A 14,841-nucleotide genomic window follows, 5' to 3' on the forward strand; every position below is an offset into this window, starting at 1 on the left:
TGAGATATAATAAAAATTTTAATATTAATAAAATAAATATACTCTTATAGAAATTAGAAAAAACTAGTTTTTATAAGAGTTTTTATTTTAAAATATTTGAATTTACAGTAAGAAAGGAAAGGTATGAAAAAAAGAAAACTATTGATCGGTTTTTCTGTTCCTGCAGTTTTAATTGGAACATCAGCAACTGTTGTATCTTGTTCTACAATTGAACCACATTATAAAAGACAAGAAATTAGTTCAATTGTAAATTTAGCAACTTCAGGTTATAAAAAATTCGATCAAGATTTTAGTGTTGTATTAGGTTCTCCTTCTACACCTGCAAGTTACTTTACAACAGCAAATCTTTTTGCCACAGTTAGTTCAGGGCAAGCAGAATTCGAAAATGTAAAACCTAATAATGGAAATAAATTTGAAGAAGGTGTTTATAAAATCAAGAAACCTACTTATCAATGATATAGTTTAATATTAGTAGATAAAATTTATGTTACAGATTTAGGTGGAACAATAAGCGTTTTTGATAATGATAAACACGAAAAAGGAATGTTTAATGAAGGAGAAGAAATAACTTCTGCTTTAGTTAAATTAACTTCAGATGATCCAAAATCAATAAACAGTTTAAACTTTTTAAATAAATTAAGTAAGGCATCTAAAATTCAATTAACTATTAAAAAAGATATTCCTTGAGTTAAAAGTAATGGACAAAAAAGTCAATATAATGTTGAATTAGAAGATTTTGTTTACGGTTGAAACAGAAAAATGCTTTATGGTGGTGACTATAGAGCAAGTCATGGTGGTTCTAAAAAAATAGATGATGATATTATTAGAAAATATTCATTAGGTTCATCAAGTAGTTTTGATAGTACAAACCACGTTTCAAATGATTATCTCTTTAAAGTTTTTGGAATTCAGAAAGATAACTTCTCAAAATCAGAAACATTTATTACTGATATTAAAGATACAAATGAAAAAGGACTAACATTTTTAAAAATTGAAAATAAAGAGGCTAATTTTAATGAATTATTTAAAAAATTATTATTAGATTCTACTTATTTTAGTCCTGTATCACATAAATTTATCGACGATAGAAACAAACAAATTTTTGATATTACTGGAAAACACGAAGGAGAATTTGGTGAAACAGGTGATGCATTTAAATATGCATATTACTGATATGGAAAACAATATGATGAAGATCAATTATATGCTTCACCATATTTACCTTTTTATTTATCAAACGATAGAACAGTTTATATAAGAAATGATTATTATGCAGAGACAGGTTGAAAAGAAAAAGAGGCAACTTCAGTTAAAAAAATAACATCAAGATATAATTTATATCCAGATTCAGTTCAATTTAATAGTGCTCAATTTAATAATTACTTAGAAGGAACAGTTTCAATTCTTCCATATTCTAGTTTATCAGATGCAAATAAATCAATAATTTATAAAGATTTATCACAAATTCATTTTAGAAAAACACCTGATAAAGGGCTTTATAAAGGAAGTTTATCTAAAGACGTAATTCCAGGTGCTAGAGATTTACTTGAAAAAGGAACAAACTTTAATGGTGGTCAAGCTGATAAAAAATACTACTTCAATGATAACTATGCTAAATTAGCTTTTGGTAGTTCTATTGAAGAATTAGCAAAAGGAAAAGCAGAGCTTGGAAAGACATTATTTACAGGAAAATCCTTTGCATTTAGAACAATTATCGATGCTTTATGAAATAGTTATACATACATAAAAGATAACTCTAAAACTGCAATTCCTTGACTTTCAATGATTGGTCCAGACAATCATTTAGGTGGAAGTGAGTTAGATGGAAAAACAGCAAGAGACTTTTATGACGATATCAACACAACTTTTTCTATAAATGAAAATGGAGAAATATTTTATACAAAAACTATTGAAGAGCAAAGAAAACAATATTTAGATAATTTACAAGATAAAAACAAACAATATGAAGCACCAAGAATTGAAGTTTTAAAAGCTGAATTGAAAAAAATACTTGATGATTTCTATGCAGAAAATCATTTAGATGCAAGTAAAGATAAAATTGAGTTTTCAATTTCTAATAGATATAGAAATGAAAGTTCATCTAAAATCGCTTCACTTGACTCTGTAATTGATATGATGAATAAATTAGACAATAGATTAAAAATCAATTCACAAGCAGAATTTAAATCAGAAGATGTTTGAAATGTTTTAATCTTAGGTTTAGGAAATTCACAAATAGTAGGTTGAAGTGCTGACTATGATGGTTCCGGAACCTTTATTGATGGTTCCGGACAACTAAATGGAAGTCCACTTTATTTAGCAATCGCTCATTTTGCTGAATTACCAAGTGATAGTCCTTACGTTAAATCTTTCCCAGAATTCAAAAAATATGCAGATGCTTTTAAAACAGAATTTGAAAAAGAAAGATTAGCTTATCCAGATAAAAAACAAGCATGATTACCTTTTTCAGAATGAATAAAAGCAACAAATGCATATGATGCTAATTATGAAGATATTCAATACGAATATGAATATGAAAAAAATGCAGATGGAACTCCAAAAGAAGTTGATAAAGATGGAAATGCTGTTCCAAAATTAAATGATAAAAAAGAAAAAGTATATGTATTTACTGGTGAAGGATTAAATAAAAAACCAGTTTGATCACAAAAATACAAATGAGTATTAAATAAAACAACAAATAAATATGAGAAAAAATTTGAACCAAGAAAAGCTTCTGGAAAAAACTCAGTTATTAATTTCATTTCTAATGTTACTTTCTATGATCAAACAACTAAAAAATACTTTAAAGATCAAACATTAGAACAAGAATTTGAAGAAAATGGAAAAAAAGTTAAAAAAGTATTTAATCATAGTTTAAACAAATGAGTTGATGCAAGTGCAGAAAATGAATTTAATGAATTAACTGCTATTTTTAACTTAAATTATGAATCAAAAGCTACAAATAAAGAAATAGTAGAACTTGCTAAAGAAATTAGAGTTTTAATTGGTTATGTGCCAGAAATCGATTTAAGTACAAGTTCAAACGTTCCTTCAATATCAATTTGAAATAAACATATCGAAATTCCACTATCAGAATTTGAGTATATACCTTATGGAGATGTGGTTATAAGAAAAGGAGATAAATAGAATGTTTGAATACTTTTTTAAGAGGCTTGGTTTAGCTATTATCACCTTTTTTATAATTATTTTTATAGTATATTTATTACAAGCTTCATTTGGTAAAAGTCCTTTTACCGAACAAAGTTTACAAGATGCCGCAAAAAGATTAAATCCAACAGGTGATGAAAACTTAAAAATCGATCCTAAATCATTTTATGGTTTTGATAAAGATCCAGTAACAAGGTTTGTTTTATGATTTAAAGATTTCTTTACAGGAAATGCAGGAATAATTTATTCAGACACAAGTGATTATAGTCAAAATATTCCAAAATTATTTTTTGAACCTTTAAGATGAACAATTGCTGTATCATTACCAGCGTTTGTATTAAGTGTTATTATTGGTATATCTTTAGGAGTAATTGCTGCTTATAATAGAGGAAAATGAATAGATAGTGCAATAACAACTTTTGTTACACTATTTGTTGCTTTACCAGCTTTTGTTATAGCACCTATTATTGTTTTAATTACTTCAAAAGCAGGATTACCATTTGAATTTAAAGATCCAAGAGATGTTCCTGTTGATATTACAATTGCTTCTTTAATAACACCAATCATTGTATTTACTTTATCATCATTGGCTGGATATACAATTTTTGTTAGAAATCAAGTTGTAACAGTTTTAACTTCAAATCAAGTTTTAATTGCCAAATCAAAAGGATTATCTAAGTGAAATATCTTTAAAAAACACGTTTTAAGAAACGCATCTGTTATTTTAGTAGGATCTATTTTATTCTCATATATAGGTTTACTATCAGGAAGTATTATTTTAGAAAAATTCTTTAGAATTCCTGGATCATCATCAATTATTGTTAATTACACTGAACAAGGAGAAATTAACGTTATTATGTTCTCACTTGTGTTCTTTACATCATTATCGATGGTTACATTAATATTTGTGGATATGTCTTATGCATGAATGGATCCAAGAATTAAAATTGCTAATTCAAATAGTTCTAGAAACTATTGATTATTATTTAAAAATTATTTAGTTAGAAGAAAAAGTTATCAAGGAGGGAAAAAATAATGGAAAAACAAAATTCAAGTTTAGCTTTTGAGAAAAAATATAAATTTTCCAAAGCTGATAAAGAACTTTTAAAACTTTCTGCCGCTAATAAAGATATTATTTCTTCATCTTCTGTAACCGGAAAACCTTCTAAACTACTTTTAGATGTTATTAAGAGGTTTTTTGCAAATAAATATGCAGTTATTGCTTTAGTTATCTTTATTTTATTAATTATTACAGCATTTATTTCTTGGCTAACTTCACCATTTTCAACAACTAAACCTATTTCTGGTGCTTCTCTTTCTTTAATTAAAGAGTTAAAACCAAGTTTTGAAGGAGATGTTACTTTTACCTTATCTACTGAGTTATTAGATAAAATTCATAAGCTAAATCCTGAACTAATAAAAGGAGAAGCAACAAACATCGCTCCAGAAACTTGATTAGTAACTTTAAATCCTTATGAAGTTATTAACGCTTTAAATGGAGATGAACATTCAAAAATTTATGCCTTTATGGGAACTGACTCATACGGAAGAGATATTTGATTAAGAACTTGAGTTGGAACATTAAACGCAATAGGAATTGCTTTTGCAATTGCAATTATTGAAACAATTATCGGAGTATCTGTCGGTGCTTTTCTTGGATTTAACGTAGGAAAAAAAATAGATACATACGGACTAAGATTAATTGAAATTTTTAATGCAATCCCTTGAGTAGTATTATTTATAATCTTAATTGGAATTTTTGGAACTAACACACCGGCAATTATTTTAATTCTATCATTAACAGGTTGAACCGGTGCTGCTGACACCACTAGATCCTTTACTATTACAGTAAAAGACGAAGAATATATTTATGCTTCACAAGCGATAGGTGCTTCAAAAATGAGATTAATATTTGCTCATATTTTACCTGCAATTTCCGGAAAATTAGCAAATAGTTTTGTTTTAAGAATTACCGCTGGAATTCAAGCAATCGCTGGTATAGCATTTCTTGGATTTATTAAAGAAGGAACAACTTCCACACCAAATTTAGGACTTTTAATTACAAGTTCAGCAAGTTTAATTAATTCAAATCCTTGAGCACTTGCTTTCCCATCAATTATTTTATTAGTTATTTCACTTTCATTAAGATTTGTAGCATTAGGATTCCACGATGCATTAGATCCTAAAGTAGTTAAAAAAGGAGCTAAATAAAAATGGAAAAAAATTTACAAAATAAAGAAGAAATCCTTTTAAAAGTAAAAAACTTAAGAGTTTCTTTTAAAGATAAAAAGCAAAAGTTTATTAATATTGTTCGGGGAGTAGACTTAAAAATTAAAAGAGGAGAAATTGTAGGATTAGTAGGTGAATCAGGTTCAGGAAAAACAGTAACTTCTAAAGCTCTTTTAGGAATAAATGAATTAGCTTATACCAAAAGTGATCAAATGGAAGTTTCTGGAATTGATATTTCCAAATTTACAAAAGATAAAGAATGATTAAAAATAAGAGGTAAAAAAATAGGTTATATACCTCAAGATCCGTTAACAGCCCTAAATCCAACTAGAACAATTGGAAAACAATTACTAGATGTTTTAGAAAAAGATTCTAGATTTAAATCAAAAAGTGAAAAAATTGATTACTTAGTAAATTTACTTGAATCTTTTGGAATTACTGAAGCAAGAAGTAGATTTAATGTTTATCCACATACTTTAAGTGGAGGACAAAAACAAAGAGTTGTGATTGCTATGGTTGTAGCAGCACAACCAGATTTAATTATTGCTGATGAACCTACAACAGCTCTTGATCCAACGGTTCAAGCATCTGTTTTAGCTTTATTTAATGAAATAAGAACAAAATACAAAATTTCTTTAATTTTTATTTCACATAACATTTCAGTAATTGCTAAATTCTGTGATTACATTTATGTTTTATATGCAGGAAAAGTCGTGGAAAGAGGAACGAGAAAAGATATTTTCACTGACCCAAGACATCCATATACTTGAGCTTTAATTAGTGCAATTCCTGAAAACAAAAATCAAAAACTTTACAACATAAAAGGAACCCCACCAGATATGGCTAATTTACCAGCTGGAGATCCCTTTGCACCAAGAAATGATTATGCTTTAGAAATTGATTTTGAAAAAGAACCACCTTTAATTGAGATTTCTAAAACTCATGCTGCTGCTACCTGATTATTACACCCAGATGCACCAAAAGTAGAATTAACAGAACAACTAAAAAGTAGATTAAAATTATTTAGAGAGGTTTTTAATAAAAATGAATAAAAATACGGAAAAAACAATATTAGATGTTAAAAATCTTAAAAAGTATTTTTACAATAAAAACGGAATTGTAAAAGCTGTTGATAAAATTAATTTCAAACTTTTTGAAGGAGAAGTTTTAGGATTAATTGGTGAATCAGGTTCAGGTAAAACAACTGTAGGTAGATCTATCATTAGATTATATGATAGATATAATGGACAAGTAACATTAGAAAATAGAATTATTTCTGGTAAAAAAATCGGAAGATTAAAAGATAAATTTATGAGAAAAAATATGCAAATGATTTTCCAAGATCCACATGCTTCTTTAAATGGACAAAAAAATATTTATTCTATTTTAAAAGAACCTTTAAAAGTTAATGGAATCATTAAAGACAAAATGGTGGATATTTTTAAAGATTGACAACAAGTTACTTCAAACTTCCATTATACTTTTTTAAGAAGATTCAAAGAGCAAAGATTAGATAACTTAAATAGTACTATTTTTGAAGCTAATGAATATTTTAAAGAATGAGAATTTCACTTTGATGACTTTGCTTCATTTGATCAATTATTTGAATCTAACACATATGAAGATATTTTCAATGCTTACTTTTCATATTTAACAAAAAGACAATTTCACGAATCAAAAGCTATTAATTTTATGTATAAAGGAGTTACTAATTTAAGTAATTTCTATTTCGAAAAACAAAAAGAATATAGAAATGGTGAATTGAGCTATGATGAAAAAGCATTAAGAGAATCAAAAGCAGCATTAGTTAAAGCAGAAGAATTAATCAAAAATTCAAGAGAAAATGTAGCGATTTTGGAACAAATTGCCCAAAAAGAAAAAGAGTTAAATGATTTCCAAACTTCTTGAAAAGAAAAGTGTACTAATTCCAAAAACTACGTAAAAAGCTATATTTATGAATTTAAATCAGAATATTTAATCAATTTAGATAACGCTTTACTTTCGACAGATTACAAAAACTATTCTTTTTTCTACAAAAGAGCAGTTATCAATTTATTTACAAAGGAATTTTTAAAAAATAAATCCTGATCTGGTGATTTAAAAAGTAATTTATTTTATTGATTATCTATCGAAGAAATTGATAAAATGGTTGAATTATTTAATAATCACAATAAACTTTTAATAGAAAAATATGAAAATAAATTTTTAAAAATACCTAACGAAAATAATGAGTTTTGAACTTCTAAAAAAGAATTAAAATCAGAATTACTTGCAGAATTTGCTAATGTTGATTTAGAACACTTTTTAAAAACAGCAGCAGATAAAAAAGTATTATATAAAAACAAAATTAAAGGTATTAAAGCAGAAATTGAAAAACTTAAAAAATCACTTTCAAAAGAAAAACATATTTTAGAAGAAGATAAAGTTAAATTCAATCTTTTACAAGCTATTCATAAGAAAAATAAACATATTTTTAATCACGAATTAGAAGACTTCAAAAAAGATTTTAAAGTATGAGAAACTAACATTAATGCTGAAATTAGCAAACAAGAAAAAGTTATAAAAAGCATAAGTGAAAAACAAAAAGTATTAGATGCAAAATTTGCTGAAATTCACAAAAGATTTTTAGTTTGAATTCACCAAAAATTAATAGCTGATGGATTAAATGCTCACGAAGTAAAAATTCAACTAGAATCATATAAACAAAAAGTAAATGAAAAATATTCATCTCTTAATTCATTTAATTTAGAATTAAAAGTATTAAGAAAAATTTATAATAGAATTACTTATTTACTTGGATTACACAACAACAATCAAAATCTAACAATAACTAAAAAAGTTGTTAAGAAAACTTTATATGATGAATCAATTTATAATGCACTTGAAGAAGTTGGTTTATTAAGACAGTTTGCTTATCGTTACCCACATGAATTTTCTGGTGGTCAAAGACAAAGAATAGTTATTGCAAGAGCATTAATAAGTGAACCAAAAGTTATTATTGCTGATGAACCAATAGCTTCTCTGGATATTTCTATTCAAGCACAAATTGTTAACTTACTAAAAAGTTTAGTTGATAAAAAAGGAATTGGATTAATTTTTGTTGCACACGACTTATCAATGGTTGAATATATTGCTGATAATATTATTATTATGCATCTTGGAAAAATAGTTGAAAGAGGAAAAACAGAAGAAATTTATTCTAATCCAAAACACCCTTACACAATCAACTTATTTAAATCTATTCCAAAAATGTCAAATGCTAACGAACCATTTGAAGCATCTAATTTTGAATTAGATTATTTAAAAGAACAAAATTTCCCTAATGTTATTGAAGAAGAATTAGTTGATAATTCTTCAACACACAAAGTTTATGGAACAAAAAATCAATTGAATAAATGACTAAATAAAAATGAATAAAATTAAATTTTTTTGAAAAAATAAAATAATTAGAAAACTGAGAAAAATAGATTATATTTACTTAGTTTTCTGAATTATTACTTTTAGTGTTTTATTTCTCTTAATGACTTTAACATTTAATAAACTGAATTGATATAAGTCTTTATTTACAATTTCTTTTTTAATATTAGGAGTTACAGTTTTAGCTCTTGTTATAAAATGAGGACTTTTTGATATTTATTCTAAAGGAATAAAAAATTGAAACATAAAAAGAGAAAATAAAATATTAAAAGAAAATCAAATGGAAGAAAAAGAATTAATTTCAATTGAAAAATTAAGACAAGACAATAAAGAAAAAAGTTACCTAAATATTTTTATTGGTCTTGTTTGCTTTCTTATTTTATTTATCATTTCTTTGCCTTTCATTTTAATGTAAAGCAGTTAATACTGCTTTTTTTATTTTTAACAATTGATATATTACATATTTAATTTTTTAAATAATAGGCCATTTATTATTATAATGTAAATAATATATATGGAAAAAACCTTTATTTTCTCTATTAAAGGGCTTTTTATGTAATTTTATATTATAATTTAAATAATAGAATAGCAAAGTAGGAAAAATGAAACCATTAATATCAGATATATTTAAAGATTTGTTCTTTTTGTCCAAAGACAACAAGAAAGACAATAAAATAAAAGAAATAATAATTCCAAGATTTCAAAGAAAATTTGTTTGAAACGAAAGAGAAGCAAGTAATTTTATTAAAAAATTTATTAATTTTTACAAAGAAGAAAATAATAACACAACTGAAAATAATGATTTATATTTTGGAACTTTTGTAGTTTTAAGGGAAAATCCACAAAAAGATAAAATAAATATCATTGATGGGCAACAAAGATTCTTGACTACTTTTATTTTTTTAAAATCTTTACATGATTTTTTCTTAGAAAAAGAAGATGAAATAAAAGTTAATTTATTAAAGGGAAAATGAGAAGAAAACAAAGTAGCCATTCAAAATAAAGTTTTAAAATTAGATATAAAATTTGAAAACAAAAATTCAAATTCCTTTTTTGATAAAATAAAAAAACCGGAAAATACATGAGATAGAATCACTACTTTAGCAAAAGAGTCACCAAGGGAATATGAACCATTTTACAGTATTTATAATTATTTTTTAAAACTTTTAAGAGAAGAATTTAAAGAAGAGAACAAACTTTATAATTTAATAGAAAAATTTCACAAAGCAAACCAAAATGACGAAAAAAATTTTAATATTGTTGTTTTAATAGTTGAAACCAAAGAAGAAGCAATTGAATGATATAGAGAACAAAATTATATTGGTATTAAGTTAAGGGATTATGAATTAATTAAAAATATTATTTACTCTAACCTTCCAGATAGTCAAATTTTTGAAGATATTTTTAATGATTCTAAAATAGATAATAATGTTTTAGATAGATTCTTTTATCTTTTTGTTAACCACTTAAATTTTGCAAATACAGAACATTATTCAGATTCAAAAGCAGATGAAAAATTCAATGTTTATGAAAAATTTGAAAGTTGATGAAGAGACAATAAACAAGATTACAAAACAAAAGAAAAAATGATCATTGATTATTATGAAAATTTCAAAACTTTAAGATTGATTTGAAATGATGAAAATATTGAAAGAAAATTAAGCACAGAAAAGACAAAAGATATAAAAATTGAATTATTTAAGTTAAAAACTCTTATAAATGAAAACAAAGGTTCTTTATTTTTTTGCTATCTAATTTTAATAGAAATTTGTGACAAAGATAAAGGTGATAAAGATAAATTACTAAACGCTATTAAATTTTTTAACAATTTAATTTCTAGAATTCAAATTTCTAATCTTTCAAGAAACATTAATTGAAAAACTTTATTTTTAAAATTTTATTGAGAAATTAAAAATAGTGGAGATTTTAATTCATTTAAATCAATTTTAAAAGATTATATAGAAGAAGCAAATAAAAAAGAAATTTTTAACATTGATGATGAAATTATAAAAAACTCCTTACTAAATCATTTTTTATACAATAAACAAAATAAAATTGCAGACTTTTTACTGTTTTATGATTTATCATTAGAAGACATTAATAAAAATTACCAAATTGAACACATTTTTGCACAAAATTTAAGTTCGGATAATGAAGGTTTGGAAAGTTCAGAAATCGAAAACATAAGAAGTAATTATTTACATACAATTGGTAATTTAACACTTCTTAATGATAAAACAAATGCTTCGTTAGGTAATTTAAATTTTAAAGAGAAAAAACAAAGTTATATTACTTCTGATTTTAAACTAAATAAATATTTTAAAGAAGTAGATATATGAAATCAAGAAGAAATAGAAAAAAGAACAATTTTTATTTTTGAAAAAAACTTTAAAAACAAATATAAATATTCTCAATTGATTGGTGGAGAAAAAGTTGAAGCAAGAAGTAAAAATATAGAAAATACGGAAAAAATACAGAAAAAAGTTATAGAGAATGATGATTTACCTTCAACTCATTCTTATACAAAATTAAAAAATAAAATTAGTTTAAATGACTTTTCAAAAACTAAATATATTGTTTTTGAAAATAAAACATATGACTTAACTAACAAAAAAGCGAAAGAAAATATTGAAAAAATTTATCAAGATATAGCAGATAATTATTTTGATTTAATTATCCAAAAACAAGAGTCGATTTTAAAATTAGGAAATTTTCTAAAAAACAAAGAACAAAAAACAAATTCCTACCAATATCATTTATTAAATAAAACCGGTTTATATTTCCATCTTCATGCTTCTAATGAAATTAAGATGATGTATCTTTTCAAATTTGCACAAATTTTAAATTTGGAAAACAAAATAAAATTTCTTGATGAGTTACCAAATAATGATTTAGAGATAAAAGAAAGCAAAGTGATATTAACTAATAAAATTAATAATAATTTTTCAATAATTAATAATTTAAATTTTAAAAGTGTTGAAAACAAAACGATAGAAAAAGACAAAATAAAATTTATTTACTTTAATAATGAATGTTTTGATATGCAAAAAAATAAATTTTATTTAGTGATTCACAAAATTTATAATTATTTATTTGAAAATTTTATTAATGAAATAAATAACAAACAAAAAGAGATTTCGCTTATTAAAAACTTTTCATTTGCAGAGAAAAAAGAAGGAAATAAATATAAATATTCTTCTGTTCCGGGAACAAATTTATTTATATCTTTAGAAGGCGATAAAGAAAGAAGAATGAAACAATTGTTTAAACTATTGCAAGTTCTAAATTTAGATAATTTACTAGAATTACAAATAGAAAAAGATGAAAAATTTGAAAAAATAGTATCTAAGCACATGTTTCATAATAAAAACAAACAAGAAAGTATTAATAAAGAATCTAAAGATGTCAAAACTTATGATAACTCTCATGAATTATTTATGATTAATGAAAACAATTTTAAAAAAATTAATAATGATCAAGTAAGAGATGATAAAGTAAAATACATTATTTTTAAAAATACAAAATTTATTTTTGAAAAGCATTTAAGCATTTTGCTTAATAAAATATATAAGAATATAACAGAAAACCACTTAGAATTAATAAACCAAAAACAAAATGAATGATTAAATTTAGCTAGTCTCTCTACAGATAAAGTTAAACACTCACAACCAAAACGACTCTATGCAAAATTAATTGACAATTTTTATATCTCTCATTCTTTTGATAATGTGACAAAAATTAAGTTATTATATAGATTTTGTAATATTTTAAATTTATCTAGTGAACTAAAAATATTTATAAAAAAATAAAATCAAAACAAAAAAGCAATAACATAAATTTAACATATTTCAATTATGTTAACGCTTACAGTTTTGATTTTTTATTTTCCTGAATTTGGGTTTATGGGTTGCAAAACTGAAGAAAAAAACAAGAATCAAAGTTCTTGTTTAATTATTCTTATAAATCGATATTTTTAACAAATTTAGCGTTTTCTTCAATAAATTCACGTCTTGGTCCAACTTCTTCTCCCATAAGTTGTTCAAATACTTGTGAAGCAATCATAGCATCTTTAATTTGCACTTGAAGCATTTTTCTTACAGCGGGATCCATGGTTGTTTCTCAAAGTTGTTGTGGATCCATTTCTCCAAGTCCTTTGTATCTTTGAATGGAGAATTTACTATCACCTATTCTTTGTAAAATTTCTTCTTTTTGAGCATCATTATAAGCGTATTCATCTTTTTTATTATAAGAAATTTTGTATAAAGGTGGCTGGGCTATGTAGATAAATCCATATTCAATTAATGGTCTAAAGTATCTATATAAGAAAGTTAAGAGAAGAGTTCTAATGTGAGCACCATCAACGTCGGCGTCGGTCATTATAACAATTTTGTGATATCTAAGTTTATTAATATTAAATTCTGGACCAATACCTGTTCCAAAAGCGGTAATTAAAGAAAGGATTTCTTCGTTTTTAAAGACTTTTTCATCACTTGTTTTTTGAGAGTTAATAACCTTTCCTCTTAAAGGTAAAATAGCTTGATAGTGACGATCTCTACCCATTTTAGCACTACCACCAGCAGAGTTTCCCTCCACGATGTAAAGTTCAGCAATTTCAGCATTTTTTGTTGAACAATCAGCTAATTTTCCAGGTAGCGATCCAACTTCAAAAGGATTTTTTCTCTTTGTTGCTTCTCTTGCAGAAGCAGCAGCTTTTCTAGCTTTTTGAGCAAGTAAATTTCTTTCAATGATTTTTCTTGCTTCTCCTGGATTTTCATTTAAGTATCTTTCAAAAACTTCAGAAAAGATTTTATTTACAGCGGGTCTTACGTCTTTATTAATCAATTTACCTTTAGTTTGTCCTTCAAACATAGGATCGCTATGTTTGATGGAAATTACAACAAACATACCTTCTCTTAAGTCTTCTCTTGAAAATTTATCTGCTTCAGATTTTAAAAATTTATTTTCAATTGCATAATTATTTAAAATTCTAGATAAAGAGTCAAATAAACCGGTTTCATGAGTTCCACCTTCTTTGTTATAGATGTTATTGGCATATGTTAAGATTTCTTCTCTATCTTCAGTTACATATTGTAGTGCTACTTCTACATTTATGTCTGTTGATTTTTCTTCGCCTAAATTAAAAATACCTTCAGCATAAATGGATTTTTCTGTAACTTTTTCATATCCTTTAGTTAATTCAGAAATGTAGTCAATAATTCCACCTTCAAAGTGAAATTCCTTTTTAATATTCACTCTTTCGTCTTGAACAATAAATTTTAAACCTTTTGTTAGGTAGGCAGTTTGTTTGATTCTATCAATAACTGTTTCTAGTTTGAATTCATGTTGTTCCATGATTTCAAAATCTGGTTTAAACATAATGGTGGTTCCTGTTTCATCACCACATTCACCAACCACTTTTAAGTCATCAACTTTTTTTCCACCATTTACAAATTCTTGGAAATAAACTTTATGGTCCCTTTTAATTCAAACTTTTAAATTAGAACTTAAAGCATTAACTACAGAAGCGCCAACACCGTGTAAACCACCAGAAACTTTATAAGCACTACTATCGAATTTACCACCAGCGTGAAGAACTGTTAAAACTACTTCTGCAGCAGAAACTCCGTGTTTTGGATGGATATCCACAGGGATTCCTCTACCATTATCACTAACTTTAACATATCCATCTTTAGTTAAAGTTACTTCGATTGTGTTGGCAAATCCAGCAAGTGATTCATCAACTGCATTATCTACTATTTCTCAAATTAAATGGTGTAAAGCAATTATTCCAGTTCCACCAACATACATTCCAGGACGCTTTCTAACAGCTTCTAATCCTTCAAGAGATTGAATACTACTTGCTCCATACTCTTTACTCATAACTACCTCTTTCTTTTTGTCTTATAATTTATTATTAAATTATACTCTTTTTAATCGTTTTTAGAATAAAAAAATCAATGGAAAACCATTGATGCTTAATTGTAAGATCAAGTGCACCACTTTAAAGTAAAATTTAAAGTATGGGAC

General features: G+C 25.3%; 8 protein-coding genes. 7 read left to right on the forward strand and 1 reads right to left on the reverse strand.

The annotated features are described in order from the left end of the window. The first annotated feature begins 123 nt into the window (after positions 1 to 123). The 7 genes from ACXX88_RS02080 to ACXX88_RS02110 all read left to right on the forward strand — a co-directional run bounded on the left by ACXX88_RS02080 (position 124) and on the right by ACXX88_RS02110 (position 12,623). Positions 124 to 3,147: an OppA family ABC transporter substrate-binding lipoprotein gene (locus ACXX88_RS02080; RefSeq protein WP_458559447.1), complete on the forward strand. Its 3,024-nt coding sequence runs from the start codon at positions 124 to 126 to the stop codon at positions 3,145 to 3,147. Between the two features lies 1 nt (position 3,148). Further along, positions 3,149 to 4,204, forward strand: coding sequence for an ABC transporter permease (locus ACXX88_RS02085; RefSeq protein WP_458559448.1), 1,056 nt, complete (start codon positions 3,149 to 3,151; stop codon positions 4,202 to 4,204). Continuing rightward, positions 4,204 to 5,379, forward strand: a complete 1,176-nt coding sequence (locus ACXX88_RS02090) for an ABC transporter permease (RefSeq protein ID WP_458559449.1) — start codon at positions 4,204 to 4,206, stop codon at positions 5,377 to 5,379. The genes ACXX88_RS02085 and ACXX88_RS02090 overlap by 1 nt, the downstream gene beginning before the upstream one ends. Positions 5,380 to 5,381: 2 nt before the next feature. Continuing rightward, positions 5,382 to 6,449: an ABC transporter ATP-binding protein gene (locus tag ACXX88_RS02095; RefSeq protein WP_458559450.1), complete on the forward strand. Its 1,068-nt coding sequence runs from the start codon at positions 5,382 to 5,384 to the stop codon at positions 6,447 to 6,449. Further along, positions 6,442 to 8,814, forward strand: a complete 2,373-nt coding sequence (locus ACXX88_RS02100) for an ATP-binding cassette domain-containing protein (RefSeq protein ID WP_458559451.1) — start codon at positions 6,442 to 6,444, stop codon at positions 8,812 to 8,814. The genes ACXX88_RS02095 and ACXX88_RS02100 overlap by 8 nt, the downstream gene beginning before the upstream one ends. A 103-nt stretch (positions 8,815 to 8,917) precedes the next feature. Beyond that, positions 8,918 to 9,229 carry a DUF3899 domain-containing protein gene (locus ACXX88_RS02105; RefSeq protein ID WP_458559452.1) on the forward strand — a complete coding sequence of 104 codons (312 nt, stop codon included), beginning with the start codon at positions 8,918 to 8,920 and terminating at the stop codon, positions 9,227 to 9,229. Between the two features lie 187 nt (positions 9,230 to 9,416). Further along, the gene (locus ACXX88_RS02110; protein ID WP_436358609.1) at positions 9,417 to 12,623 is read left to right on the forward strand and encodes a DUF262 domain-containing protein; all 3,207 of its coding nucleotides are present in this window, start codon (positions 9,417 to 9,419) and stop codon (positions 12,621 to 12,623) included. A gap of 148 nt (positions 12,624 to 12,771) precedes the next feature. Here ACXX88_RS02110 and gyrB read toward each other — a convergent pair whose 3' ends face one another. Then, a complete protein-coding gene (gene gyrB, locus ACXX88_RS02115; RefSeq protein ID WP_436358608.1) occupies positions 12,772 to 14,694 on the reverse strand; it encodes a DNA topoisomerase (ATP-hydrolyzing) subunit B in 1,923 nt (640 codons plus the stop codon). Between the last annotated feature and the right edge of the window lie 147 nt (positions 14,695 to 14,841).

The sequence above is a fragment of the Mycoplasma sp. 5370 genome (genome assembly GCF_054343435.1).